27 protein-coding genes and 1 pseudogene are annotated in these 26734 nt (G+C 43.4%); 5 read left to right on the top strand and 23 right to left on the bottom strand.

Annotation, left to right across the window (positions count from 1 at the left end; genetic code table 11):
• The first annotated feature begins 43 nt into the window (after window positions 1-43).
• From P7J58_RS07495 to serS, 4 genes are all read left to right on the top strand, one after another.
• Window positions 44-850 (top strand): PTS mannose/fructose/sorbose transporter subunit IIC, encoded by an 807-nt coding sequence (locus P7J58_RS07495; RefSeq protein ID WP_024418948.1) that lies wholly within the window; start codon window positions 44-46, stop codon window positions 848-850.
• Between the two features lie 21 nt (window positions 851-871).
• On the top strand, window positions 872-1783 hold the full coding sequence (locus P7J58_RS07490) for a PTS system mannose/fructose/sorbose family transporter subunit IID (protein WP_029186104.1): 912 nt from the start codon (window positions 872-874) through the stop codon (window positions 1781-1783).
• A 63-nt stretch (window positions 1784-1846) separates the two neighbouring features.
• Entirely contained in the window at window positions 1847-2221 is a 375-nt protein-coding gene (locus P7J58_RS07485; RefSeq protein ID WP_029186103.1) for a DUF956 family protein, read from the top strand.
• A 307-nt stretch (window positions 2222-2528) separates the two neighbouring features.
• Window positions 2529-3803: a serine--tRNA ligase gene (serS, locus tag P7J58_RS07480; protein ID WP_408556013.1), complete on the top strand. Its 1275-nt coding sequence runs from the start codon at window positions 2529-2531 to the stop codon at window positions 3801-3803.
• A 50-nt stretch (window positions 3804-3853) separates the two neighbouring features.
• Here serS and P7J58_RS07475 read toward each other — a convergent pair whose 3' ends face one another.
• From P7J58_RS07475 to P7J58_RS07450, 6 genes and pseudogenes are all read right to left on the bottom strand, one after another.
• On the bottom strand, window positions 3854-5443 hold the full coding sequence (locus tag P7J58_RS07475) for a type I restriction-modification system subunit M (protein ID WP_408556015.1): 1590 nt from the start codon (window positions 5441-5443) through the stop codon (window positions 3854-3856).
• A gap of 44 nt (window positions 5444-5487) precedes the next feature.
• A pseudogene (locus P7J58_RS07470) lies at window positions 5488-5955 on the bottom strand (restriction endonuclease subunit S); the annotation flags it as partial.
• 92 nt (window positions 5956-6047) lie between these two features.
• Window positions 6048-6716 carry a Fic family protein gene (locus P7J58_RS07465; RefSeq protein ID WP_002942560.1) on the bottom strand — a complete coding sequence of 223 codons (669 nt, stop codon included), beginning with the start codon at window positions 6714-6716 and terminating at the stop codon, window positions 6048-6050.
• A gap of 12 nt (window positions 6717-6728) precedes the next feature.
• On the bottom strand, window positions 6729-7958 hold the full coding sequence (locus P7J58_RS07460; RefSeq protein ID WP_408572573.1) for a restriction endonuclease subunit S: 1230 nt from the start codon (window positions 7956-7958) through the stop codon (window positions 6729-6731).
• 107 nt (window positions 7959-8065) lie between these two features.
• Window positions 8066-11272, bottom strand: a complete 3207-nt coding sequence (locus P7J58_RS07455; RefSeq protein ID WP_408556019.1) for a type I restriction endonuclease subunit R — start codon at window positions 11270-11272, stop codon at window positions 8066-8068.
• Window positions 11265-11840: a restriction endonuclease subunit S gene (locus tag P7J58_RS07450; protein WP_024418956.1), complete on the bottom strand. Its 576-nt coding sequence runs from the start codon at window positions 11838-11840 to the stop codon at window positions 11265-11267. Before P7J58_RS07450 ends, P7J58_RS07455 begins: the two co-directional genes overlap by 8 nt.
• A gap of 120 nt (window positions 11841-11960) precedes the next feature.
• Here P7J58_RS07450 and P7J58_RS07445 point away from each other — a divergent pair, with 120 nt between their 5' ends.
• Window positions 11961-12887, top strand: a complete 927-nt coding sequence (locus P7J58_RS07445) for a site-specific integrase (RefSeq protein WP_024409572.1) — start codon at window positions 11961-11963, stop codon at window positions 12885-12887.
• 79 nt (window positions 12888-12966) lie between these two features.
• Here P7J58_RS07445 and P7J58_RS07440 read toward each other — a convergent pair whose 3' ends face one another.
• The 17 genes from P7J58_RS07440 to P7J58_RS07360 all read right to left on the bottom strand — a co-directional run.
• Entirely contained in the window at window positions 12967-13632 is a 666-nt protein-coding gene (locus tag P7J58_RS07440) for a CPBP family intramembrane glutamic endopeptidase (RefSeq protein WP_029179328.1), read from the bottom strand.
• A gap of 258 nt (window positions 13633-13890) precedes the next feature.
• Entirely contained in the window at window positions 13891-14556 is a 666-nt protein-coding gene (locus P7J58_RS07435; protein WP_408556021.1) for a lysostaphin resistance A-like protein, read from the bottom strand.
• Between the two features lie 10 nt (window positions 14557-14566).
• Window positions 14567-15028, bottom strand: a complete 462-nt coding sequence (locus P7J58_RS07430) for a GNAT family N-acetyltransferase (protein WP_408556022.1) — start codon at window positions 15026-15028, stop codon at window positions 14567-14569.
• A gap of 64 nt (window positions 15029-15092) precedes the next feature.
• Entirely contained in the window at window positions 15093-15866 is a 774-nt protein-coding gene (locus tag P7J58_RS07425) for an acetyl-CoA carboxylase carboxyl transferase subunit alpha (protein ID WP_099876850.1), read from the bottom strand.
• Window positions 15863-16729: an acetyl-CoA carboxylase, carboxyltransferase subunit beta gene (gene accD, locus P7J58_RS07420; protein ID WP_408556023.1), complete on the bottom strand. Its 867-nt coding sequence runs from the start codon at window positions 16727-16729 to the stop codon at window positions 15863-15865. Before accD ends, P7J58_RS07425 begins: the two co-directional genes overlap by 4 nt.
• Window positions 16730-16743: 14 nt before the next feature.
• The gene (locus P7J58_RS07415) at window positions 16744-18117 is read right to left on the bottom strand and encodes an acetyl-CoA carboxylase biotin carboxylase subunit (protein ID WP_408556025.1); all 1374 of its coding nucleotides are present in this window, start codon (window positions 18115-18117) and stop codon (window positions 16744-16746) included.
• A 25-nt stretch (window positions 18118-18142) separates the two neighbouring features.
• Entirely contained in the window at window positions 18143-18565 is a 423-nt protein-coding gene (gene fabZ, locus P7J58_RS07410) for a 3-hydroxyacyl-ACP dehydratase FabZ (protein WP_029170985.1), read from the bottom strand.
• Complete coding sequence (gene accB, locus P7J58_RS07405) at window positions 18562-19038, bottom strand: acetyl-CoA carboxylase biotin carboxyl carrier protein (RefSeq protein WP_408556027.1); 477 nt, start codon at window positions 19036-19038, stop codon at window positions 18562-18564. Before accB ends, fabZ begins: the two co-directional genes overlap by 4 nt.
• Window positions 19039-20274, bottom strand: a complete 1236-nt coding sequence (gene fabF / locus P7J58_RS07400) for a beta-ketoacyl-ACP synthase II (RefSeq protein ID WP_029179324.1) — start codon at window positions 20272-20274, stop codon at window positions 19039-19041.
• A gap of 293 nt (window positions 20275-20567) precedes the next feature.
• The gene (gene fabG / locus P7J58_RS07395; protein WP_408556029.1) at window positions 20568-21302 is read right to left on the bottom strand and encodes a 3-oxoacyl-[acyl-carrier-protein] reductase; all 735 of its coding nucleotides are present in this window, start codon (window positions 21300-21302) and stop codon (window positions 20568-20570) included.
• Window positions 21303-21311: 9 nt separating this feature from the next.
• Window positions 21312-22232 (bottom strand): ACP S-malonyltransferase, encoded by a 921-nt coding sequence (gene fabD, locus P7J58_RS07390; RefSeq protein WP_408556031.1) that lies wholly within the window; start codon window positions 22230-22232, stop codon window positions 21312-21314.
• 1 nt (window position 22233) lies between these two features.
• Window positions 22234-23199, bottom strand: a complete 966-nt coding sequence (gene fabK / locus P7J58_RS07385) for an enoyl-[acyl-carrier-protein] reductase FabK (protein WP_061844930.1) — start codon at window positions 23197-23199, stop codon at window positions 22234-22236.
• Window positions 23200-23370: 171 nt separating this feature from the next.
• Entirely contained in the window at window positions 23371-23595 is a 225-nt protein-coding gene (locus P7J58_RS07380) for an acyl carrier protein (protein ID WP_002938891.1), read from the bottom strand.
• A gap of 59 nt (window positions 23596-23654) precedes the next feature.
• A complete protein-coding gene (locus tag P7J58_RS07375) occupies window positions 23655-24632 on the bottom strand; it encodes a beta-ketoacyl-ACP synthase III (RefSeq protein ID WP_044781035.1) in 978 nt (325 codons plus the stop codon).
• Window positions 24629-25063, bottom strand: a complete 435-nt coding sequence (locus tag P7J58_RS07370) for a MarR family winged helix-turn-helix transcriptional regulator (protein WP_012775319.1) — start codon at window positions 25061-25063, stop codon at window positions 24629-24631. Before P7J58_RS07370 ends, P7J58_RS07375 begins: the two co-directional genes overlap by 4 nt.
• Window positions 25064-25143: 80 nt before the next feature.
• Window positions 25144-25935: an enoyl-CoA hydratase gene (locus P7J58_RS07365; protein ID WP_408556033.1), complete on the bottom strand. Its 792-nt coding sequence runs from the start codon at window positions 25933-25935 to the stop codon at window positions 25144-25146.
• Between the two features lie 437 nt (window positions 25936-26372).
• Window positions 26373-26734 (bottom strand): HAD family hydrolase (locus P7J58_RS07360; protein WP_408556035.1); only part of this gene is annotated, 362 nt, incomplete at its 5' end.

Genomic DNA, 26734 nt, shown 5'->3' with positions numbered 1-26734 from the left:
ATTAACACTGTGTGATTATCAGAAATATGAAAGGATTATAAATATGTCAGATATTTCAATTATTTCTGCAATTTTGGTCGTTGTTGTGGCCTTTCTTGCAGGTATGGAAGGTGTCCTTGACCAATTCCAATTCCATCAACCAATCGTTGCTTGTACCCTCATCGGTCTTGTTACCGGTAACCTTACAGCTGGTGTTATGCTTGGAGGAACTCTCCAACTCGTTGCCCTTGGCTGGTCAAACATCGGTGCTGCCATTGCACCAGATGCTGCCCTTGCTTCTGTTGCCGCTGCTATCATCTTGATCAAGGGTGGTGACTTCTCTGCAACTGCGATCTCAGTTGCTCAAGGTCTTGCTATTCCTCTTGCTGTTGCAGGTCTTTTCCTTACAATGCTTGTTCGTACAGCATCTGTTGCCCTTGTACACGGTGCTGACGCTGCTGCTGAACGTGGTGACTTCGGTGCACTTGAGCGCTACCACTTGATTGCTCTTTCACTTCAAGGACTTCGTATTGCTGTTCCTGCTGCCCTTCTTCTTGCTATCCCAACTGAAGCTGTTCAAGCTGCTCTTGAATCTATGCCAGCTTGGTTGTCAGGTGGTATGAACGTCGGTGGTGGTATGGTTGTTGCCGTAGGTTTCGCTATGGTTATCAACATGATGGCTACTCGCGAAGTATGGCCATTCTTCGCTATCGGTTTCGCACTTGCTGCAGTTAGCCAATTGACACTTATCGCACTTGGTGCTATCGGTGTATCTCTTGCCTTCATCTACCTCAACCTTTCTAAAAAAGGTGGTAACGGTGGCGGAGCTGGTTCTAACGACCCAATCGGCGACATCCTAGAAGACTACTAAGAAGAAAGGAAGAACACAATCATGACAGAAAAAATTCAACTTTCAGTAAAAGATCGTAAAGCGATTTGCTGGCGTTCAACCTTCCTTCAAGCATCATGGAACTTTGAGCGTATGCAAAACTTGGGTTGGGCTTACACAATGGTTCCAGCCATCAAAAAACTCTACACTAAAAAAGAAGATCAAATTGCGGCTCTTAAGCGCCACATGGAGTTCTTTAACACACACCCATACGTTGCTGCACCTATCGTCGGTGTAACACTTGCCCTTGAAGAAGAACGCGCAAACGGTGCTGACATCGATGACGCTGCTATCCAAGGTGTGAAAATCGGTATGATGGGACCTCTTGCTGGTATCGGTGACCCAGTATTCTGGTTTACAGTACGTCCTATCCTTGGTGCCCTTGGTGCTTCACTTGCTGTATCAGGTAACATCCTTGGTCCAATCCTCTTCTTCGGTCTATGGAACGCTATCCGTATGAGCTTCCTCTGGTACACTCAAGAGTTTGGTTACAAATCAGGTAAAGAAATCACTAAAGATATGTCAGGTGGTATCCTCCAAGACATTACTAAAGGTGCTTCTATCCTTGGTATGTTCATCCTTGCCGTACTTGCTCAACGTTGGGTATCTATCGGCTTCAACTTCACAGTTTCTGAAGTTCCACTTTCAGAAGGTGCTTACATCGAGTGGGATAAATTGCCAGAAGGTTCTGAAGGTATTCAAAAAGCCTTTGAATTGGTTGGTCAAGGTTTGTCACAAACACCAACTAAGGTTACTACTTTCCAACAAAACTTGGATGGTTTGATCCCAGGCTTCATGCACTTGCTTCTTACATTCCTATGTATGTGGTTGTTGAAGAAAAAAGTTTCTCCAATCACCATCATCGTTGGCTTGTTCGCGTTCGGTATCGCAGCTCGCCTTCTTGGAATTATGTAATCCATTCACAAACCCCGCTCATGCGGGGTTTTATGGTATAATAAAACAAGAAATGAGGTAACTATGGCACAATCATTAAATAAAAATGTCGAACTATCCACAACAGGTGTTTCCTATCTCAGCATAGCTGGTAGTACTGTCGGCAAGTTTCTTCTGGGTGATCAAGCTTTGGAATTTTATGCAGATAACAACGTGGAAAATTATGTGCAAATTCCTTGGACATCGATTGAACAAATCGGTGCCAATGTGAGCAATAAAAAGGTCAGCCGACACTTCGAAGTCTTTACAGACAGTGGTAAATTTCTCTTTGCTTCTAAGGACTCAGGTAAGATCTTAAAAATTGCCCGTGAGCATATTGGCAATGAGAAAGTGGTCAAACTACCTACCTTGGTTCAAACTATTGGACAAAAAATTTCAAATCTATTTGCCAAAAAATAGAAAATCAAGTATAATAGTAGAAACGGATAAGTAGCTTCTAGCTCCTTTCAGAAAGTCTGCGGTCGTTGCGAGCAGATAGGAAAAAGTTGTGAAATTCTACCGTTGTTAACAAATAAAATAGTCAAAGTGCACACATGTGAAGCTGGATGGAACCGCGGTGAAAGTCGCTCCAGCAGTTTCCCTGTGTGCGTTTTTTTATTAAAATAGAAAGGAAGGTTTGGTTTTACTGCAAGAAAGTTGTGGTAGAATTGAACTCGCCCAATCCGAAGCAGTCCCCAGACTGTTTCAAGGGTCCGGTATCTTATATATGTTAGATATGAAACGCATTCGTTCAGATTTTGACGGAGTGGCTGCTAAACTTGCTACTCGTGGTGTGGCTGCCGAAACATTGGCAACCATCAAGGAATTGGATGCAAAACGTCGTGAAATCCTGGTCACTGTTGAAGAGTTAAAAGCAGAGCGCAACACTGTTTCTGCTGAAATTGCCCAAGCCAAGCGCAACAAGGAAAACGCTGACGAAAAGATTGCTGCCATGCAAAAATTGTCTGCAGACGTGAAAAACTTGGACGCTCAGCTCTTAGAAATCGATGAAGAGTTGAACGCCATCCTTGCAGTTCTTCCAAATACGCCGCACGATTCTGTCCCTGTTGGTGCGGATGAAGAAGAGAACGTGGAAGTTCGTCGTTGGGGAACACCTCGTGAATTTACTTTCGAGCCAAAAGCTCACTGGGATTTGGGCGAAGACCTCGATATTCTGGACTGGGAACGTGGAGCAAAAGTAACTGGTGCCCGCTTCCTCTTCTACAAGAACTTGGGTGCTCGTTTGGAGCGTGCCCTCTACAACTTCATGTTGGACGAGCATATCGCAGAAGGCTACCAAGAAATCATCACACCTTACATGGTCAACCACGACTCTATGTTCGGTACTGGTCAATATCCTAAGTTCAAGGAAGATACCTTTGAGTTGGCAGACACTAACTTCGTCCTCATCCCAACTGCTGAAGTGCCATTGACCAACTACTACCGCAACGAGATTTTGGAAGAAAAAGACCTGCCAATCTACTTCACAGCCATGAGCCCATCTTTCCGTTCTGAAGCTGGTTCTGCTGGTCGTGACACCCGTGGTCTTATCCGCCTTCACCAATTCCACAAGGTTGAAATGGTCAAATTTGCCACACCAGAACAGTCTTACGATGAATTGGAAAAAATGACCGCAAACGCAGAAAATATCCTTCAAAAATTAGGCTTGCCATACCGCGTGTTAGCCCTCTGTACAGGCGATATGGGCTTCTCAGCTGCTAAGACCTATGACTTGGAAGTCTGGATCCCTGCCCAAAATGCCTACCGTGAAATCTCCAGCTGTTCCAACACAGAAGATTTCCAAGCCCGCCGTGCCCAAATCCGCTACCGCGATGCTGCTGACGGCAAGGTCAAATTGCTCCACACCCTCAACGGTTCTGGTCTAGCGGTTGGTCGTACAGTGGCTGCCATCCTTGAAAACTATCAAAATGAAGATGGTTCTGTCACCATTCCAGAAGTTCTCCGTCCATACATGGGTGGGGTTGATGTGATTAAGCCTTAAGATATACAAAGAAAGAGCGAGGAAAAATCCTACTCGCTCTTTTCATTTATCTAAAAATCTACTCCCAAAGTCTTTAATTGTTGACGAATCTTATCTTCTAGAGCCCGAATCTCTAGTCTATCTTGTTCTAGTTGCTGCGTTACTTGTCCGAGATCGATCTCTTCCTCTTCCTCAAAAGTATCAACATAACGAGGAATATTTAGATTGTAGTCGTTTTCTGCAATTTCTTCTATTGATGCCAAATGAGCATATTTGTCAACAGACTGACGATTGTGATAGGTCTCTACAATTTTTTCTACCATGTCATCGGAAAGGTGATTCTGGTTCTTCCCTTTTTCAAACTCCTTGCTCGCATCGATAAAGAATACATCCTTGGTCTGACGATTTTTTTTGAAGACTAGAATAGTGGTTGGAATGCCTGTGCCATAAAACAGGTTAGCTGGCAAGCCAATAACTGCATCCAGGTAATTTTTCTCAATAATCAGTTTGCGAATATGACCTTCTGCTGCTCCCCTAAAGAGCACTCCGTGTGGTAAAACAATGGCCATGGTCCCTGTATTATTCAGATGATAAAGACTGTGTAAGATAAAGGCAAAGTCCGCTTTAGAGGCTGGTGCTAACTTACCGTATTCCATAAACCGTGGATCCTTCAATTTGGACTCACGATTGTCCCATTTAGCAGAGTAGGGTGGGTTTGCGACGACCGCATCAAAACTACGTGGCTGATCGATTCCAAGTTCATCGACCCCGTCCGGCCAGTCACTTTCTAAGGTATCAGCATTATTCAAAATCATATTGCTGTAGCCGACCTGATGCATCATCAGGTTCATCCGCGCCAAGTTATAAGTAGTTGTGTTCATTTCTTGGCCATAGAATTTGATATGCTGGCCCTGAGGTAGTTCATTACGCACTGTTAGTAGCAAAGACCCTGAACCCATGGTTGGATCGTAAACAGAGAAGCTAGTATCTGATTTTTCCAAACCTAAAGTAACAATCTTGGCTAAAATCTTACTCACTTGATGCGGGGTATAAAATTCTCCACCTTTTTTACCTGCCGAAGCAGCAAACTGTCCAATGAGATACTCATAGATTTCTCCCAGAATATCCTTTCCCTCATCATTTTTATACTCAATGCTGTCAATCAGCTTCACAATACTGTTCAAGGATTTTGCACGCGCAACCGTTGAATTGCCCAAACGAGAGTCCCCTAGATTGATGTCATTAAAGACGCCTCTGAAATCTTCCATAGCATCCTGATTGAGTTCTACATTGGCGTTAAAATGATCGAAAATCGTCTGGTAGTCACTCGCTACAATCTCACTGTTATCAATTTTGGCTACCAGTCTTGCCCAGGTATCTTCTGGTGCAATCGCGTATCCAAGGTGAGAAGCTGTATTTTCCAAATACTCCACCAAGTCAGTCCCAACTGCTTCTCGTGCATAGGCATCCTGAACAGTTTCCCCTGGAGCAGGACTGATAATTTCATCTTCCACCAAGAAACGCTCTTGATGCTCAGATAGATAGCGATAGAACATGAAGGCTAGGATATAGTTCTTATATTCCGAAGCATCCATGTTTCCTCGCAATTCATTGGCCATAGACCAAATCTGATTGGTAATGGCTTGAATAGTTTTTGACATGTTTTTGTAATCCTTTCATGTTGTTTCATTTTTTACTCGAAATCTCATTTTCGCTGATGAAGAGTAATAAGCTGATCTAGGTCGGAGAAGAAGCTGCCGATGGCTTCTTGTTCAGGGAGGGAGGGGAGAGGAATCAATGAACTTTTAATATCACCAGAATTTATTGATTCAAAAGTGGAACCAGTACTCAACTTCATCCAATAACCAAACTGCTTCATTCTTATTAAAGTCTGATAGATAAAATCATTTCCCTTAATACCTGCAACTCCACGCCCAAGAACAACCTTATATCTAGTTTTGGCAACATCTCCAACAGGGGCTCTGACCGATACAATGATGTCTCCTTTTTCTGCAATCTTTGTAATTTGCGTTGTCCAAACTCTTGGTTCAACATTCCCATTTTTTAAATCGGCATTTCCTTGAACTAAAATATTGTCTAAAGGATTATTAGTATAGTTTTTTGAATCTGGAGATTGTCCCATCACTACCACCGCCACCTCCCCCAACTTACGCTGTTTCCAAGTAGTTGTGAAAGTAGGGCTTTCATTGTATTTTCAGGCAAAAATAATAGTTCCGATTGAAAGCCGCTTTCTGAAAATTCGACTTAAAACTGGTTTTTTCGTTCTTGTTCAAACTCCAAGGAGCGTTTGAGCAATTGGGATAATCCAGTCACATCTTGTTCCGCTAACAACTCCATATAAAGAGCTCGATCTTCCTTACTAATCAGTACGGGTGCTCCCAACTTGAGCATACTTTGAAACATCAAAATCAGCCGTCCTGTCCGGCCGTTCCCATCACTAAATGGGTGAATACGCTCGAACTGAATATGTACATCTGCCAGCACCTCTAACAGCTCAGCTATTTCCAAAGGCAACCCCAAGCGATAGTTGGCATTATCCACCCACTGTTGCATGAGAAAAGGCGTTTCCTCTGGCGATGCAGTCTTGAAGGTCGCACCAATAATAGCGTTTTGTACCGACTTAAACTGCCCCCGATCATGCTGGAGGCGGTCCATCAACAAGGCATGAATATCCTTAACCAGTCCCAAACTCAGCTCTTCCCCATTATCTAAGGCAAATAGCAGAGCTTGGAAGGCTTGTTTGTGATTTTCAATCTCGTAAAATTCACGGATACTCTTGTGCTTGCCAGGTAGCGTACTTTCCAAAATAATCGAAACCGTCTCAGGCAGTGAAATGGTATTCCCCTCAATCCCGCTGGAATGATAGGCCATTCGTACCAGAAGGTCATCTAAATAATCCTGCGAATATGTCATACTGACCTCTTTCTATATAAACATCTGCTGTAACAAGGCTTTTTTCAACAGTTTCAGATGATCCAACTGACGCTGATGAAGAGTAATAAGCTGATCTAGGTCGGAGAAGAAGTTACCGATGGCTTCTTGTTCGGGGAGCGCGGGGAGGGGAATAGGTAGACCTTTGAAAACTGAATCTTTAATGGCAAATCTATCTGAGCGAGCTCCACTATCCCCATTCAGCTCCATATATCTATGCCAAATTGTTGTGTCAAAATACTTCTCTACAAAATCCAAATGTATATCTGAAAATCTAAATATAGTATAAAGAGGCGACATAACCCCCACTCTTCCCAATTTATTCCGCTTTATTGGACCAACTGGAGCTAAATTTGAAATCCTTGGATTATATACAAAATCATCAGGACTCACAATATAGTATCCACTTATATTATCCAAACTAGAGATATTTTTTTCAAAGAAATCCCTCTGAGAAATGATACCGAATTCAGCAGAATTTGTAAAAGTTTCTACATACTGTCTATCTAGATTTTTTTGACTAATTTTTTCCGCAACCTCCCCCAACTTACGCTGTTTCCAAGCGTCCGTAAATTCTGGGAATCTTAGCTCAGGAAAATCGTTTCCATTCCCTTTCGGAAACATTTTCTGTAACAAAGCCTTCTTCAATTCTTTAACATCATCTAATTTTCGCTGATGAAGAGTAATAAGCTGATCTAGGTCGGAGAAGAAGGAACCGATGGCTTCTTGTTCGGGGAGGGTGGGGAGGGGAATTTCGCTCCTGAGCAAATCAAAAGATTTAACTGCCATTCTCTCGTAAACTGTCCCTTCTTGATAACGTAATGCTCGTTGTATGAAATTGGTAGAAGTCACAATCAACTCAACAAAGAGTGGATGAGCTTCTGACAACACTCCATAGGTAACATATATCGGTGAAAATACAGCAGCTCCATATTTGTTTCTCGCAATAGCTCCAAATTTCAAATTTGCCGGATTATATACAATATCATCCAATTGGGTAAATTTATACTTCTTATCCTCATCTCTAACTAAAAATTCTCGATTATAGCGTTCCGTTTTTGGGGTAACCCCGTTCTCTACTGTAAATGATACTAGGGGCACATCAGCACTTGGAGACCTACTTTCATTCCTTTCTTTCAAAACCTCCCCCAACTTACGCTGTTTCCAAGCGTCCGTGAATCCGGGGAAGCGCAATCGTGGTACTGTTGATTTTTCTTTTGTCATAGTCCCTCCTTTTCTACTTTCTTTTTGTTTCATTTTTGAAAGTTATTTTTGCAATTTTTCGGACGATTTCCATTCTATTATACGCTATCATCCAACAAAATCGCAACCTATTGACCAACCAAGTCGTCAGCCAAATCATATAGTGCTTGTCTCAACTGATTGCGGTACTGAATTTTGCTCAAGCCTTTAACGGCATCACCTTCTGCCCAGGTCTGGTAATCGCGACTAGCTTCTTTTATCAAGGTACGTAAGTGTCCGGTATCATCCAAGTCATTCTGACCATATCGATGTCTCGCCAACAACTCTCGTAGTTCTTTGTTGCGGATATGCTCCGTCAAGCCCCATTGGATTCGGAAAGCAAAGAGCTTCTTGTCAATGTAAACATGCGAAGCTTCTTGGATAATCTTCTGACTATCAATCCCCTTAACTGGATAAGCAAAGTTCATATCTTGTGTCGGAAAATCACCTCGATAGATTGCATCCCCTGTTTGACGGATCTGGTCAGCATAGTTGAGGTCTTCCAAACCGCTTGCAAATCTATCCAATTCATCCCTGGTAGCTGCGGCTTCTACCATCTTCTCTTCGTGAACCTGATTCAGCAAGAGCTCAACCAGTTCGGTCAATTTATCGTAGTCAATTGTCACTTCCTTAATGTGAGTCATCTTGAGTTCAATTTGGTGAATGCTAACTTTTTGCTCTTTCGCCAAGGTCCGTTTCAATTCGTTGGCCAAGACTGTCGTCAAAAGTTTTTCTTCCTCTACAGACATTCCCAAACTTTCAATAAAGCGGTCCGGCTGATTGTAATCAAATCCTTCAATCACCCCATCAACCTCCTCTGGCTGATACTGTTTCAGCTTAGACAATCCTTGATTGTAAGCACGGAGCAATTCTAACATAGCCTCACGCTTTTTCTCAGACTTCGGAATATCATTGAAATCACCCGTCAACTCTCTCAATTGGTCGACCGTTTGTTTGACTTCAGCAAATACATCTTTGAAAGGCTTAGCCACCAGTCCATTTTTTTCATTGTTATTTTTTTGTTCCGCATCTGATAAATCGGCAGCACTATCATCTGCATAGATGGCCAAGGCCTGATTCATCAATTTCTCATTATGAGCTGGCCAGCGGTAATTGACCACCCGTCCAAAAGGTTTTTTATCCATATCCTCCACACGATTGGTACGAGAATAGGCCTGGATAAGACTGGCTCCTTTTAGGGTTCGGTCAACATAAAGAGTATTGAGCTCAGGAGCATTGAAACCTGTCAACAACTGATCCACGACAATCACCAAATCTAAGTAGTTCTTGTCCTTGGCTGTTCTATTAAGGCGACTAACCAGGTCCTCTGTATAAGAGGCAACATCTGACAAGCCAAAGGATGTCCCAAATTCTGTGTTATAGATCGTAATAGCTTCAAGCAAACCAGTATTTGACTCGACCATACTATCATTATTTTGAGTATTCAAGGCAAAGGTCACTCCCACCTTCAAGACCAGACCTCCTTGCTCTCGATGCAGTTGATTGATTCGTTGAAACTCTCGGAAATACATCATCGCCATGGGTGTGGAGGCCCTGCCTCCACCTACGTGGGTGGTGAATAAGGCATTGTAACGGCCACTGCCAGAGCGATTTGCCCAGTGTTTGAAGACATCTTCGACTACCAATCGAACATGCTCTGGATTTTCGTCATAGATGCTAGAAGTCACCGCATCATCCATATCATCCGGACTTAGATTGGCAATCTTTTCTTCAATCTGTGCACTTGTCCACTTCGGATATTTTTGCCGATAAAAATCTGGTAAGTAAGTTGTTTTTAGTTTTTCCTGATCAATGGTTGTCTCAAAATCCACCTTAAACCCTAGCACATTGCGGTCACTAATGGCATTTTTAATAGTGTAGGCATGAAGAAGAGGGCCAAAAATATCTTGCGTCCGCAGACTAGCACCTGTATCATCTAAGTTGGGAGTTCCTGTATAGCCAATCCAAGCCGCTTTCTTAAAAGCCTTTTGAATCCCTGCAAAACTATCTCCACCAGTTGAGCGATGAGCTTCGTCAACGATAAACACGATATGCTTATCTGGTGATTTGAAGGATTTTCTCTTCACCAGTGTATCCAATTTTTGCACAGAAGTAACGATAATCCCACTATCCTTACTAGTCAACTGCCGTGCCAAGGCTGTGGTATTTTGAGTTTCTCGAATACTGCCAAAACTATTCTCCCCAGCTTCTGGATCATAAGCCAGATAATCATCCTTAGTCTGATTGGTCAAAGCAATACGATCCACTAGAAAGACAACCTTGTCTACCTTGGGCATTCGACTTGCCAGCCAAGCTGTTTTAAAACTAGTAATCGTCTTCCCTGAGCCTGTCGTATGCCAAATGTAGCCAACCTTGTTACAGCCTAGTTCAAAATCGACTTTTTTTATCCCCTCAATGACCGCCTGAGTGGCATAAACTTGATAGGGACGCATGACTTTCAGCATTTGTTTCTGCGGTGTCCCATCTAAGATCATGTAGTTGGTCGCCATCTGATGGGCCATCGGAATGCTGAGCATGGAATCCGCAAATTCTTTCCAATTCCGAACCTTACTACCGTCAGATTTACGCTGCCAGTGGAAAGCAAAGTCCTTATTAAATTTTTCCGCAGTGGTATTGGCCATATAGCGAACATTGTTGGGGGCGATAGCGACTAGAATCTGCAAGGTAGAAAAAATATCCGTATATTGCCGTTCCTGGATATATTGATGCATTTGGTTCAATGCCTTGTCCACATCTACCGTATCCTTTTTCTCTTCAATCTGAATAATAGGTAAGCCATTAATCAACAAGGTTGTATCGAATATACATTCTCGTCGTCCAGGGATTTTAGGAGCCCTACGGATTTGGTTCACCACTTGGTAGACAGTGTCCCCACCGCCTATCTTACGTTGGTCGAATACTGTCAAAAATGTATGCCGTCCATCATCAAGTGTAATTTCCAATTCGGAAACACCGCTAATCCCATATAAAAACTGACCAGCCTCATAAGGTGTTTTCAGATCTGAAATAATCTGCTTGACCTGAGCAAACTCGGTATCGCTCAAGGGTTTGTCCAATCGATGTTGGTTGTGTTGCCAGAGAATATTACGAAAATTTTCCCATAATTGCTCCGTTGTCTTGATACTCGGCTCATAAGTCCACAGTTTAGATTTGACTGCATACAGGGTCGAAGAATCACTAACAGACCATTCTAGACCTTCTAGGTGCTCCGGCTGTGTAATAGTCCCTGTCGTAATATATTGAATCAATTCTGTTTCAAATGCTAATTCATTCATGTGCGTAAACCTCCTTTAACAAATATGTTAGCCGTAAAAAATCTCCTTGCGCATAAGCTTGCCGCTTCTGCCGTAAGGCTAATCCATCTAAATAAATTTTTCCTAATTTCTGCTGACTATCTAAAGGAGGCAAGGCGCCTAGCTGTAAACTTTTCAGTTGCTTGACTGTATATTTCATTACCTCACTCCCCTGTAAGCTTTGGTAAAACTGCCGTCTAATAGCCGAGGATTCATTAATCAAATACAGTAAGAAGGCCTTATCCAGCTTTGCAATGGGCTCAATTTTGATATAGTTCTGTGTATAGAGTAAGCCTGCGTGCTCCGCTCTCACTAAAACAGCCTTCCCCGATAGTAAACTAAAGAGTAAGTCGCCCTCCTCGAGCAAGGTCACTTCTCTATCTGTCGTCACGGTCCGACTATCTATCACTTCTTCTATCACCTCATAACCATCCAATTGATGATGTTGCTGATTGTAGAGGATATAGTCTCTAGCATCTTCCCAGCTGGTAGTATCCAAGCGAACCTGTAAACTACCTCCCGTAAAGAGAGCCAATTCTTCTAGTTTCATAACTTTCCTTTCTTTGAAATTTTTCATAATTACATTTTTTCGCTAAAATAAGTATAGCATCTCCTCGGAAATCTGTCAACAAATTATGTAATTTTTAAAAATTAAAAAGGAGGTTCTGCCATGAACTTATCAAAAGAAAAACAGCTTTTCCATCACTATTATGCAAATTGGCTTCGGATTTACAAGGAAGGAGCCATTCGAGAAGTCACTCTCAAGAAATATAGAATGACATTGCAGTGGCTTATCAGGCTTGCTCCTAGTCTGTTGTTGGAAGATTTGAATCGGGTTCGTTACCAAGAATTGATTAACAGCTATGCTAAAACACATGAACGACAGACAACCATGGATTTTCATCACCAGTTGAAAGGAGCTATTTTAGATGCTGTAGATGAAGGAATTATTGAACGAGACCCGACACGTAAGGTGATTATCAAAGGAAGACTTCCTCGAAAGAAAAAGACAAAATACCTCAACCAATTTGAACTTCATCAGTTGATACAAGAATTACGTCTCGGAGAGGAGCTGAATTGGGATTGGCTCATCTTATTAATTGCTAAAACAGGTATTCGATTCTCAGAAGCCCTTGCTCTCACTACTCAAGATTTTGATTTTCACAGACAACTATTGACCATTGATAAAACATGGAATTATAAAGGAGACGGCGGATTTTTACCTACAAAAAATAAATCTTCAATTCGAAAAATCCAACTCGACTGGCAAACCAGCACCCAATTCGCCAACTTATTGCAGCACGCCCAACCCGATGACCTACTTTTCGTGAAGAAAGAGCGGATTTACAACTCTACCATCAATGCCATTCTTGAAAAGCGTTGTCTAAGTGCAAATCTTCCTGTCATCACCATTCACGCCCTGCGACACACCCATGCATCTATTTTATTATTTGCCGGGGTTTCTATCGCAAGTGTTGCTAGACGACTTGGTCATGCAAGCATAACAACGACCCAAAAAACCTATCTTCATATCATTCGTGAGTTGGAAAACCAAGATGTTGATTTAATTATGCGGTCACTATCAGGACTTTGTTGACATTCCTATCTCTATCGTAACAAGGCTTGTACTGACAATAGCAAAAGACGACTCCAAACGGAATCGTCTTTTTTCTTACTTATTGAAAATAGTAAAATGCCACTACCGACCAGGCATTATTGATAAAATGAACTGCTATTGGGTAAATCAGATAATCTGTTTTATAGTAGAGGTAAGCCAGCAAGAAACCTGGGCTGGCATAAATAATCCAAGAGCCCAAATCTGTTGGTCCATGCAGGAAAGCAAAAATCAAACCAGATACTACAATTCCTAGAATCTTGTACTTTTCAAATAACTTTTTGAACAGATAACCTCTGACAATAATCTCCTCTGAAATAGCAGGCAAACAAGCCATATTGATAAGAGCTAACCAAAATGGAATGTTTTCTAATAACTTTATTAATTCAAGCTCATTGCCGGTTTCTTCAATCCCCTGAAGTTCCATAATGTAATAACCAAGGTGTTTAAACAGCTGAGCTACCGCGAATGTTAAGACAACTAAGCCAAGACCTTTCCAGGTTAAAAAACTTCTATCCCATATTGTAATACCATTCTTCTCAGCTCTCCAGTACATAAGGACAAGGATCCCAACGATCAACAAGGCTGCTCCCCACTGAGCTAATTGCGAAGTAGATACCTCTAAAATTGCATCTGGAAGAACTATCATCATCATGAAGCCAAAAACTCTTAGTAAAATCCAAAGTTTTTGACCAAGCCAATTCACACCATTACTAAATTTTCCCAAACTAATCTCCTTTTCTACACCAGACAATAGAATACATACTATCTATTATAGGTTATTTACGAGTTCTGTATCATTTGCATAAAACAATTTTACAATAATACAACTCTTTTGTCAATAAGAACCTAGAAAAAATACTAGGTCTTCCTAGTATTTTCTAAAGCGTTGATTAATTATCCAATAGGAAAATCTGATAATTCCTAACAAGGTTAGTTAAGAGGGCATTCTTCCAGCTTTCAAGAGCTATATTTTATTGCAGTTTTATAAATAGTAGAAAGCCACCACAGACCAGGCATTATTGATAAAATGCACTGCCATGGGATAGATGAGGTAATCTGTCTTGTAGTAGAGGTAAGCCATTAAAAATCCTGGGCTAGCATAAATAATCCATGAACCCAAATCTGTTGGTCCATGCAGGAAAGCAAAAATCAAACCAGATACTACAATTCCTAGAATCTTGTGCTTTTCAAAAAACTTTTTGAATAGATAGCCTCTGACAATGATCTCCTCGGTAATGGCTGCCTGACAGGCTACTCGTACAAAGGCTAACCCAAAGGGAATCGTTCGCAACAGCTTGTCAATACCAATCTGATTAGCCGTATCTTCAATCCCTTGAAGGTCCATGATAAACTGTCCGAGATACTTGAATAACTGGGCCACAATATAGGTTAAAAGAACAATACTCAGACCCTTCCAAGTTAAGATTTTTCTATCCCAAATGGTGAGCCCTTTCCTTTCTGCCAACCAACACATAAAGACCATAATTCCAATAGAAAATAGGCCTGCAGTCCATTGAGCGACTGGCGAGGTTGATTGCTCCAATATGGAAATTGGAATATGATCGAGTAGCAACAATAGAAAGGCCAGCAGTAAAATCCAGATTTTCCGACAAAGCCATTCTAACTTTTGACTGAATGTTTCTAGCATTTCTAACCTCCTATCCTATCCACTTCTCCATATAGACCATATCCATATCCTCCTGCTCAGGCTCAGTTTTAATGGCCTTGTAGCCTAGACTCTCATAGAAAGTAACTAACTTTGCTTCCTGTAAGACCGTGCAGAGCACCCACCTCTTAACCGTTGGATAAAGTTGTTCTAACTCTAACATAGCCTTGTGACCATAGCCTTTTCCTCTGTGGTCTGGATCAATACCAATCAAGCCTAGCCAGCCCTGTTCAGCTTCTTCAGCGACCGTCGTTCGCACTAAACCGACTGTATGACCTTCTTCCACAATCTTATAGTAGGTGCAATTTGGTCGTGCAAAGCGTGACTGGAAATAGTCCATGGTTTCAATGGCAGGGTTGTACTGGTCCTGATAGGTTTCATACAAAGCTGCAAATGCTCGGTGCTGAATAGGTAACAATTCTTCTGCGTTTGATAGATCTGCTTTTACTAACATGGAAAACCTCCTGGAAACTATTTTATTTATTATATCAAATATCACAAAAAAATACTAGGTCTTCCTAGTATTTTCTAAATCGTTGATAGCGTTTTTCGAGTAGTTGTTCAAGTGGTAAGGCTTGTAAGAAAGCCAACTGGTTGACCAGGTTTTCCTTGATATCAGACAAGACTTGCTTGGTCGCTCTGCCATTTTCCAAAACAACCCGATCGACCACTTGAAGCTTCTCCAACTCATAAGAAGTGATCTTCATGAGTTCTGCCGCTTCCATGGCCCGACTGCCGTCTTTCCAGAGGATAGAGGCGAAACCTTCAGGGCTGAGGACGGCGTACATGGAGTTTTCCAGCATCCAGACCTGGTCTGCGACTGCCAGGGCAAGTGCTCCACCAGAGCCTCCCTCGCCGATGATGATGGCGATAATGGGTACCTTGAGGTCGCTCATCTCCATGAGGTTACGGGCAATGGCCTCGCCCTGCCCACGCTCCTCGGCACCGACACCGGGATAGGCTCCAGCAGTGTTGATAAAGGTGACAACGGGACGGCCGAACTTCTCCGCCTGTTTCATAAGACGAAGAGCCTTGCGGTAGCCTTCTGGGTGGGGCTGACCGAAGTTACGCTTGAGATTATCCTGGAGGTTCTTACCCTTTTGGATACCGATAACTGTCACAGGCTGACCTGCTAAAAAGCCAATCCCACCGACAACCGCTTCGTCATCACGGAAATTCCGATCGCCGTGCAGTTCGATAAAGTCATCAAAGAGTTGTGTGGCAAAGTCCAAGGTCGTCAGGCGAGCCTGGTCACGTGCCAAACGGAGCATACGTGCTACATCACTGGTCATCTGACACCTCCATGCATTCTCAACAAGCGACTAATGGTCGCTGGCAGGTCTTGGCGTTTGACAATAGCATCAACAAAGCCATGTTCTTGTAAAAATTCAGCCTTCTGGAAATCGTCAGGCAGATTTTCCCGAACGGTTGATTCAATAACCCGTCGTCCTGCAAAACCTACCAAGGTCTGCGGCTCAGCCAGGATAATATCGCCTTCCATAGCAAAGCTAGCCGTCACACCTCCTGTTGTGGGATCTGTCAAGACCGTCAGGTAAAAGAGGCCAGCATTGGAATGGCGTTTCACTGCTGCCGAAATCTTGGCCATCTGCATCAGACTCATAATGCCTTCCTGCATGCGAGCACCACCAGATGCGGTAAAGAGGACAACTGGCAGTTTCTCTTCAGTAGCCAGCTCAAAGAGGCAAGTGATTTTCTCACCGACCACTGTGCCCATTGAAGCCATGATAAAGTGAGAATCCATGATTCCAAGGGCAACTGGTTGTCCGCCGATGGTCGCCTTGCCTGTCAAAACTGCTTCATCCAAGCCCGTTTTTTGACGGGTGGCTGCTAATTTCTCTAAATAATTGGGGAAGTCCAAGGGATTTTTAGTTTCAATCCCTGTAAACAATTCCTCAAACGAACCGTCATCCACTGTCAAAGCCAAGCGTTCCTGGGCCGTAATCCGAAAATTATAGGAACAGTGTTGACAGGTTTTCTCTGGTCCCAAGTCCTTCTTGTAGAGGATTTCCTTACAAGCTGGGCATTTGGAAAAGAGTTCATCTGGCACCTCTGGCTTTGCTTGAGGTGCTGACTCTATCCGCGAACGATTGGGATTGATGCGGATATATTTGTCCTTTTTGCGAAACAAAGCCATAGCATTCTCCTAGTTTACTTTTTTAATTCTTCCTGATAGCGGGGTAAAAATTCTTCCATGAGATAGGCAGTATCGTAGTCACCTGCCACCACTCGCTTGTCGGAAATCAAGTCCAGCTGGAAGTCTGTATTGGTCACCACTCCGTCAATTTCCAATTCGTAGAGGGCTCGTTGCATCTTCATCAGGGCTTCAAAACGATTTTCCCCGTGCACGATGACCTTGGCTATCATCGAATCATAGTATGGCGGAATGGTGTAGCCTGGGTAAACAGCTGAATCTACACGCAGACCAACGCCACCACTTGGCAGGTAGAGATTGGAAATCTTACCTGGACTTGGGGCAAAATTGAAGGCTGGATTTTCAGCATTGATGCGGCATTCAATGGCATGGCCTGTAATCCGCACATCTTCTTGGCGGACGCTGAGTTCCTGACCAGCCGCGATCTTGATTTGCTCCTTGACAATATCCACACCGGTGACAAATTCGGTAACTGGATGCTCTACCTGCACCCGTGTGTTCATCTCCATGAAGTAAAATTCGCTCTTGGCTTCGTCCAAAAGGAACTCAATGGTCCCTGCATTTTCATAGCCAACTGACTGGGCAGCTCGAACAGCTGCCTGACCGATACGGTCCCGCATGGTTTGGCCAATGGCGATAGACGGAGCTTCTTCCAAAACCTTCTGGTTGTTGCGTTGAAGGGAGCAATCCCGTTCTCCCAAATGAATGACATGACCGAACTGGTCCGCCAAAATCTGTACTTCGATGTGGCGGGCTGGATAGACGACACGCTCCATATACATGGCACCGTTGCCAAAAGCTGCCTTGGCTTCGCTGGAAGCTGACTCAAAGGCAGGCACTAGATCTTCGGCTTTTTCTACCTTACGAATCCCCTTACCGCCACCACCTGCCGATGCCTTGAGCATGACAGGGTAGCCAATCTTTTCAGCGATTTCAAGAGCTTCTTGGCTTGTTAAGACTTCACCGTCTGATCCTGGAATAACAGGCACTTGAGCCTTAATCATCTCCGACCGAGCATTGATTTTATCGCCCATGGTATCCATGACCGTCCCAGAAGGTCCGATAAACTTGATACCGACCTCTTCACAGAGGGTGGCGAATTTGGAGTTTTCACTCAAAAATCCAAAGCCGGGATGAATGGCCTGGGCACCTGTCACAACAGCCGCCGAGATGACCGCCTGCATATTGAGATAGGAGTCTGTCGAACGAGCAGGTCCGATACAGACAGCCTCATCTGCCAACATAGTGTGGAGGGCTTCCTTGTCAGCTTCTGAATAGACAGCCACCGTCGCAATCCCCAACTCCCTGGCCGCACGAATAATCCGCACCGCAATCTCACCACGATTGGCAATCAAAATCTTCTCAAACATGATGAATCCTATCTCCTTTTAGATATTATTTTCCAATAGCAAAAGTCAACACCCCCGACGCAGCCAGTTTTCCATCCACCTCTGCCTTTGCCTCAACGACCGCAATGGTTCCACGGCGTTTGACAAATTTAGCAGTCATTATCAACTGGTCACCAGGTACAACTTGCTTCTTAAATTTAACCTTATCCATGCCGGCATAAAAGACCAGCTTGCCCTTGTTTTCTTCCTTGGACAACTCCAAGATACCTGCGGTTTGTGCCAAAGCCTCCATGATGAGAACACCTGGCATGACAGGATAATCTGGGAAATGCCCGTTGAAGAAGGGCTCGTTAATGGTCACATTTTTGAGGGCGACAATCTCATCTTCCGATACTTCAAGGACACGATCGACCAAGAGCATAGGGTAGCGATGAGGAAGAGCCTCTTTAATTTTCAAAATATCAATCATTTGATGCGTACCAATCCTTGTCCAAATTCTACAACGTCCTGGTTGCCCACCAAAATCTCTGTGACCACACCGTCACGGTCAGCAGGCACTTCGTTCATGACCTTCATGGCTTCGATAATCATGAGAGTCTGCCCTTTTTTGACCGTATCGCCAACTGCTACAAAGGCTGGCTTGTCAGGGGCTGGTGACAAATAAGCCACGCCGACCAAGGGACTTTCCACTACCGTACCTTCTGCCACAGGGCTGGCACCTGCTTCTACTGGAGCTGGCTCACTGGTTTCAACTGCCAGCACAGGTGCTGGGCTAGCTGTAACTACTGGAGCAAGCGGAGCTTCTACGATTGCACTCGGAGCCACTGTCGCCTGCTGGTTTTTACTGAAATGCAAGGTTTCCCCAGCATTGCTATATGAAAATTCTCGTAAACTTGACTGGTCAAACTGACTCATCAAGTCCTTCATTTCTGTAATATTCACTTAAGCCTCCCAACGCTTGAAGGCAATCACCGAGTTGTGACCTCCAAAGCCAAATGTATTTGAAATGGCATGGCGGATTTCCATGTCACGACCTTGACCGAAGATGACATCCGCCTCAATGTAGTCAGACAATTCTGTCGTACCAGCTGTCTTCGGTGCATAGGAATGACGCATCGCCTCAATAACAGCTGCTGCTTCAACGGCACCTGCCGCCCCCAACAAGTGACCTGTGAAGGACTTGGTGGAAGAAACTGGCGTGTTCTTGCCGAAGACGGATACGATAGCTTGGCTTTCCCCTTTTTCATTAGCCGGTGTCGAAGTACCATGGGCATTGATGTAGTCAATATCAGCTGGCTCTAAACCTGCTTCTGAAATGGCCAACTTCATAGCCTTAATAGCACCCAGACCTTCTGGATGTGGAGAAGTCATGTGGTGGGCATCGCAGGTATTTCCATAACCAACGATTTCAGCCAAGATAGTTGCCCCACGTGCTTCTGCGTGCTCCAAACTTTCCAAGACCAAGACCGCAGCCCCTTCTCCCATGACAAAACCATTGCGGTCCTTGTCAAATGGAATAGACGCACGTTCTGGCTCCTCAGTAGTCGACATAGCTGTCAAAGCTTGGAAACCACCGATTGCAAACGGAGTAATGGCTGCCTCTGCTCCGCCAGCCAGCATCACATCTTGGAAGCCAAACTTGATTTCACGGAAGGCTTCTCCTAAGGCATCATTTGACGAAGCGCAGGCTGTGATGACACACTTACAGACACCATTTGCACCGACCTGCATGGCAATATTTCCGGCCGCCATGTTTGGAAGAGCTTTTGGAAGAGCCATCGGACGAATGCGTTTTGGACCTTTTTCGTTCATCCGAGCCACTTGCTCTTCAATTTCCAAAATACCACCGATACCTGTTGATAAGATAACGCCAAAACGATCACTGTCAACTGCTTCTGTATCAAGACCAGCATTGGCTACTGCCTCACGAGCCGCATAGAGAGCATAGAGGGAATAGTTGTCGTAACGGTTGGTATCTTTCTTAACGAAATATTTGTCAAAAGGAAAATCCTTGATTTCCGCTGCATTATGGACAGTATAGTCACTAGTATTAAACTTGGTAATCTTTCCGATCCCAATCTTGCCATTGACCAAGCTATCCCAGAATTCTTCTGGTGTATTTCCAATTGGAGATGTCAGACCGTAGCCTGTCACCACTACACGATTTAATTTTGTCATTTTCAAACCTCTCTTAAAACAACACACAAAACAATATTGAATTCAAAGTGCGTCATTGCAGTCTTTCAGTTTGCTTTTAGTACTACGAACAAAGTTCATTTCAACAAGCTGCAGACAGCTTCAATAGTCCACTGGACTATTGAAGATTGGAAATCGTACTTACGATAGTAAGTACCGCTCCGTTAGTACGGCAAAGCGAGTTCAAACAATCCAATAGATTGTTTGAAGCTGGAAATCTGGAAACGAAGTTTCCTCGCTCATCGAAGTAATAAAAGATAAACTGGAAGACTAGATTATTGCATGGTCAAACCGCCATCAATGGCAATGACCTGACCTGTCAGATACTCTTGCTTGGCAAGGAATACAGCGACATCTGCCACTTCTTCCGTTAAACCGAAACGTTTCATAGGAATTTGCCCCAACATGGCATCCTTGATTTTATCCGACAGAACATCTGTCATATCTGACTGGATAAAGCCTGGTGCGATAGTATTAACACGGACATTACGTCCCGCTACTTCACGGGCAATGGATTTTGTAAAACCAATTACACCCGCCTTAGAAGCAGCATAGTTGGCCTGACCAGCATTCCCTGTCAAACCGACCACACTGGAAAGGTTGATAATTGCCCCTTCACGTGCCTTGGTCATCGGTTTCAAAACAGCCTGGGTCATGTTAAAGGTCCCTGTTAGATTGATACTCAAAACGCTCTCGAAATCTTCTTCCGTCATTCGCAAGGCCATACCATCCTTGGTAATCCCTGCATTATTGACCAAGATATCGACGCTACCAAGAGCCTCAACTGCCTCAGCTACCATTCGTTTGGCATCTGCCGAGCTGGAAATATCGCCTGAAATCGCAACTACTTTGACACCGTAATCCGCAAAGCTATCCAGCAAGTCCTGCCCCAGCTGACCACGACCATTCAGCACCACATTGGCACCAAGGCTAGCAAACTTATGGGCAATGGCCAAGCCGATTCCACGACTTGAACCCGTTACAAACACATTTTTATTGGTCAGTTCCATGATTTCTCCTTATTGGCTAGTCAACAAGCCTTCTAGACTTGCCACATCTTCTACTGTCACCACCTCGGCTGTCTTATCAATCTTCTTGATAAAGCCTGCCAAGACCTTACCTGGACCGATTTCGATAAACTTGGCCACACCAGCCTCCTGCATGGTTGCAATGGACTCGTAAAAACGCACAGGCTCCATGACCTGACGGGTCAAGAGGGACTTGATGTCCTCTTGTTTCATAACCTTTGCTTCCGTATTCCCAACCAAGTCTACTTGGAAATCCGAAAACTCCACCTCTTCCAGAGCTTGAGCCAATTGCTCCGAAGCTGGACGCAAGAGAGCCGTGTGGAAAGGTCCCGACACATTGAGGGGAATCATGCGTTTGACACCCGCCGCCTTCAAGGCTTCCACCGCCTCATCCACAGCTGCTACCTCACCACCGATAACGATTTGGGCTGGTGTGTTGTAGTTGGCTGGGGAAACAATCCCAGAGGTAACTGACGAACAGACTTCTTCAATCAAGCTGACATCTGCATTGAGGACAGCGACCATCTTACCAGTCCCTGCTGGTGCAGCCGTTTCCATAAACTCACCTCGTTTGGCAATCAAGGCAATGGCATCTTCAAAGGCCAGAGCACCTGAAGCAACCAAGGCAGCGTATTCTCCCAAGGACAAACCAGCCACCATGTCGGGTTTAATCCCTTTTTCTGCCAACAAACGATAAATGGCAAGTGAGGTTGTCAAAATCGCAGGCTGGGTATAGCGGGTCTGGTTGAGCTCGTCTTCCCGATGGTCAATCAAGTCCCGCACATCATAACCCAGAATCTGACTAGCCTGGTCGTAAGTTTCCTTGACAATGGGATAAGTCTCATAGAGGTCTCGGGCCATACCAAGTGTCTGGGCCCCCTGACCTACAAATAAAAAGGCTGTTTTTGTCATCTTATTCTCCAACGGAAGCCCAACGACTTGCCTCATCTCTAATCACTTTGGCTGCTCCATAATAGATGTCTTTCAAAATATCTTCACAAGATTCTTCTTTAGAAACTAGACCAGCAATTTGACCAGCCATCACGGAGCCATTTGTTACATCACCATCAACAACTGCATTGCGGAGTGCTCCCGCACCAAGTTCTTCAATAGCATCTGCCGAAATTTTACCTGCCAAGAAATCTTTCTCTGCAGCTGCATAAGCAGATGACAACTTATTCTTGATAGCTCTCACAGGATGTCCAACAATAGAAGCAGATACAGTTGTATCAATATCCTTAGCTTTTAAAACTTTTTCCTTATAAGCCTGATGGGCATTGGACTCTGTAGCTACTACAAAACGAGTTCCAACTTGCACCGCTTCTGCTCCCAACATAAAGGCTGCCGCTGCACCTGCACCATCTGCAATACCACCTGCTGCGATAACAGGAATGGATACAGCTTCAACAACCTGACGAACCAAGGTCATAGTGGTCAATTTACCAACATGGCCTCCGGCTTCCATACCTTCAGCAATAACAGCATCTACCCCTAATTTTTCCATGCGTTTCGCAAGGGCTACACTTGGTACAACAGGAATAACTGTAATCCCTGCAGCATGGAGACGCTCCATATACTTCCCTGGATTTCCTGCTCCTGTGGTAACAACTTTCACACCTTCTTCGATGACCAAGTCAACAATGTCATCCGCAAAAGGAGACAAAAGCATGATATTGACACCGAAAGGTTTGTCCGTGATAGATTTAACCTTGTCAATATTTGCCTTGACCACCTCTTTCGGAGCATTACCTCCGCCGATAATCCCTAGACCACCTGCATTAGATACGGCACCAGCCAAATCTCCATCAGCTACCCAAGCCATACCACCTTGAAAAATTGGATACTTAATATCGAGCAATTCTGTTATTTTCGTCTTCATAATTCCCTCATCTTTTTTTCTTGCTTAGCTAATCATTTGAATATCAAATCATTAGGTAAACAAGTGAAGGGTTGCCCCCCTCACTCAAAAAATAGTTTGATATTTCAATGTTTTGATTATCAAAGTATTTAATTTAAGAAAAATGCTAAATAGCACTTTCCTTAACAGTCATTATTTTGTTTTTTCTTCAACATAAGCAACCAAATCGCCTACAGTAGTCAAACCTTCTTCAGTGTCGATTTGGATGTCGAATGCATCTTCGATTTCAGAGATAACTTGGAAAAGATCCAATGAATCTGCGTCCAAATCTTCAAAAGTTGTTGTAAGGGTTACTTCTTCAGCATCCTTACCCAATTCTTCAACGATGATTTCTTGTACTTTTTCAAATACTGCCATGATATATGTCTCCTTTTGGAAAATAAAATATTTTAATCTTGCCTAGGGCAAGGAATTAACTAAAGTTGTAAGAGTAGAGTTCCCCATGTGAGGCCTCCACCGAAACCAGCCATGAGAACAGTCTGGCTTCCATCCAATCGCAACATTCCGCTCTCTACACATTCTGATAAGAGAATAGGAAGACTTGCTGCGCTGGTATTGCCATATTTATCCATATTTGCTGGAAATTTTTCACGCGCCACTCCCAATTTACGAGCCATCTTATCTAGGATACGTATATTGGCTTGGTGGAGCAAGAAATAATCAACGCAATCCACAGTCGTATTAGCTTGTTCTAACAGCTCTGCCATGGTTGCTGTAACATCCCTCGTCGCAAATTCAAATATAGCTCTGCCCTCCATTTGGATAAAGGGTTGTTGACGACTTTGTGTCGAGAATGGCGTCTCTTTCTGGTCTATCCCTGCTGTCAGACTCGCACCTCGACCGCCATCCGTTCGCAAGATTTCTGCTAAAAAGCTCGGTTGTTCACACGCTTCCAGCAAAACTCCTCCAGCACCATCTCCAAATAAAACAGCCGTTGATCGATCTGACCAGTCGACAGACCTAGATAGGGTCTCTGCACCAATGACAAGTCCTCTCTTATAGACTCCTGAAGCAAGTAATTTTTCCGCTGTTGATAGCGCAAAAACAAATCCTGAACAAGCTGCAACGAGATCATAGGCGAAAGCCTTTTTCGCGCCAATTGCTGCTTGAACCATAGCTGCCGTAGATGGCATTGAAGCATCTGGAGTAATCGTTGCTACGATGATGAAATCAATTTCACTAGCATCTAGCTGAGACTTTTCCAGTAATTTTCTAGCCACTTGACTAGCCAAATCACTCGTCGTCTCTCCAGTAACAATGTGTCGTTGACCGATACCTGTACGGCTACGAATCCACTCATCACTGGTATCCATTTGCTGGGCCAAATCATCATTGGTCACAATCTTCTTCGGAAGATAGTGGGCCACCTGACTGATTTTAGCATGGTTTCTCATTTCAAATCCTCCAAGAAGTGATAGAGTTTCATGAGTCCTTTCTTCATTACCTGATACTCTGCATCATCCATGCCATCTGTAATCTGTTTCACCATTTCATTGTGAAATCGTTGATGTAAACGATAGACCAGTCGACCTTTTTTGGTCAGATAGAGATGAACAACTCGCCGATCTTTGGTCGAACGAATACGCTCAACATATCCTTTTCTTTCCAAATTGTTCAAGCTAGTTGTAACAGTACCTAAGGTTACCATCAAAGTCCGAGCAACATCACTCGGAGTAGCTCCATCAATACTTCCTATCACATCAATCGTGTGCATTTCCTTAATCGAAATATCATTGAATCGGCTACCACGCAGACTTGTTTCTTCAATCACCAACACATTGTTAAAAATGGCCGTTAGATATTCATTTACTTTTGGATCTTCCAAAACAGGCCTCCTTTACTTTGATAGTCAAAGTATAAACCATAAAACTTTGATTGTCAAACATTTTTTTACTAATTTAAAAATTAATCTCCCGTAAACACTGGTCTACGTCGTTCTGCGTGCGCTCTAACTCCCTCTTTAAAATCCTCTTTATAGGCCAATGTTTCTTGTAAATCCAGCTCCAATCGGCGATAAGACTCCCAGTCTTTAAATTGACTTTCCCATGTCAGTCGTTTGATTGCTGCATAAGAGTTTACTGAGCCTCGCAAGAGTTTTTTTATGACCTGGGCAACTGTCTTTTCTAGTTTTTCTGGCTCTGCCAATTTATAAATAATCCCATATTCTAAAGCCTTATCCGCTGATAAGCCCTCTCCTGTCATCGCCAAGTGACTAGCACGATTAGCCCCAATAGCACGACTCAGTAGAAAGAGTCCCCCCGCATCCGGCGCAAGTCCAACGCCTACAAAGGCTTGGATGAATTTTGTCTTGCTGGAGGCAATAACAAAATCAGCAGCCACTGCCATATTAGCCGCGGCTCCAGCCACTGCTCCATCCGTCACCATAATGACCACTTTAGACAATTTCTTCATCGCAAACGAAATATCATTCACCAGCTCTGCTATTTTTACTAAAGAAGCAATATCATCATCATCAACTGCACGCTTCATCTCAACTAAATCTCCACCCACGGAGAAAATGGAACCCTGTGCTTGAATTTGTAAAATTTTGACGGAGGCATCCCCTTCTGCAAGGCGGATTGCTTCTAAGATTTCTTCACACATAGGAATATTAAAACCATTTGCCACTTCCGGTCTGTTTAAAGTTAGAATCGCTACGGAATCAATTACTTCATAACGAATTGTTTGGTAGGCCATTCCCTTGCTCCTTTCAAAATAGTTTGATAATTAAAAGATTTGAATACCAAACTTCAAATTCTTGTTTTCCATTGTAACACAGTTTTTATAATTGTCACTTTTTTTCTAGCAAGGAAAGTGTGACGTCCGAAAAAGATGGGGGCTATCATCGCAATATAAAATTTAGATACGCTAGAAAATAACGTGTTTAAGAACCTATATTCACACGCAAAGCGCCTTGGCTTTTTCACTCATCAAGGTAGGTTTTGTGGGAAATACTGACTGTATTTTGAAAAAAACAACCTCAATATGCAAGTCTGAACTGTAAATATAGGATCTAAGATTAATTTACAACTATCATTTTTCACGTTAATACTTTTGGAAGATTTAACTGGATTCTGAGCTAGAAATACCATTTTTCACCGAGAACTAATACTTGGACTACAATATAATATTTCTTAAAATCGCAGTAAGTCAAAGGCCTCTTCAAGATTGTCTACCAATTTGTCTGCTTTCGATTGATCAATTCCATAATGCTGGTCTCGAATAGCCCAAACTGTCAAACCTGCTTTTTTAGCCGCTTCAATTCCCTTCGCACTATCTTCAAATACTAAAATGTCCGATTTAGCTACTCCTGTTGCACTAGCTGCTTTCACATAAACCGCGGGATCTGGTTTTGGAGTCTCACAATCCATCGCTGAGAAAATATGACTAAAATGAGAGCGTATACCAGCATCTAGTAAAGCACGTTCGATTTCTGAACGGTCGGTATTTGAAGCCAAAACTACAGGAATACCTTGGATAGTTAGTCTCTCCAATA

Origin of the sequence: Streptococcus suis (assembly GCF_046032535.1) — a bacterium.
GTDB classification, from domain to species: Bacteria; Bacillota; Bacilli; order Lactobacillales; family Streptococcaceae; genus Streptococcus; species Streptococcus suis_AK.
Note: the sequence above shows the minus strand (reverse complement) of the source record. Positions and strands in the feature narration are given on the sequence as shown.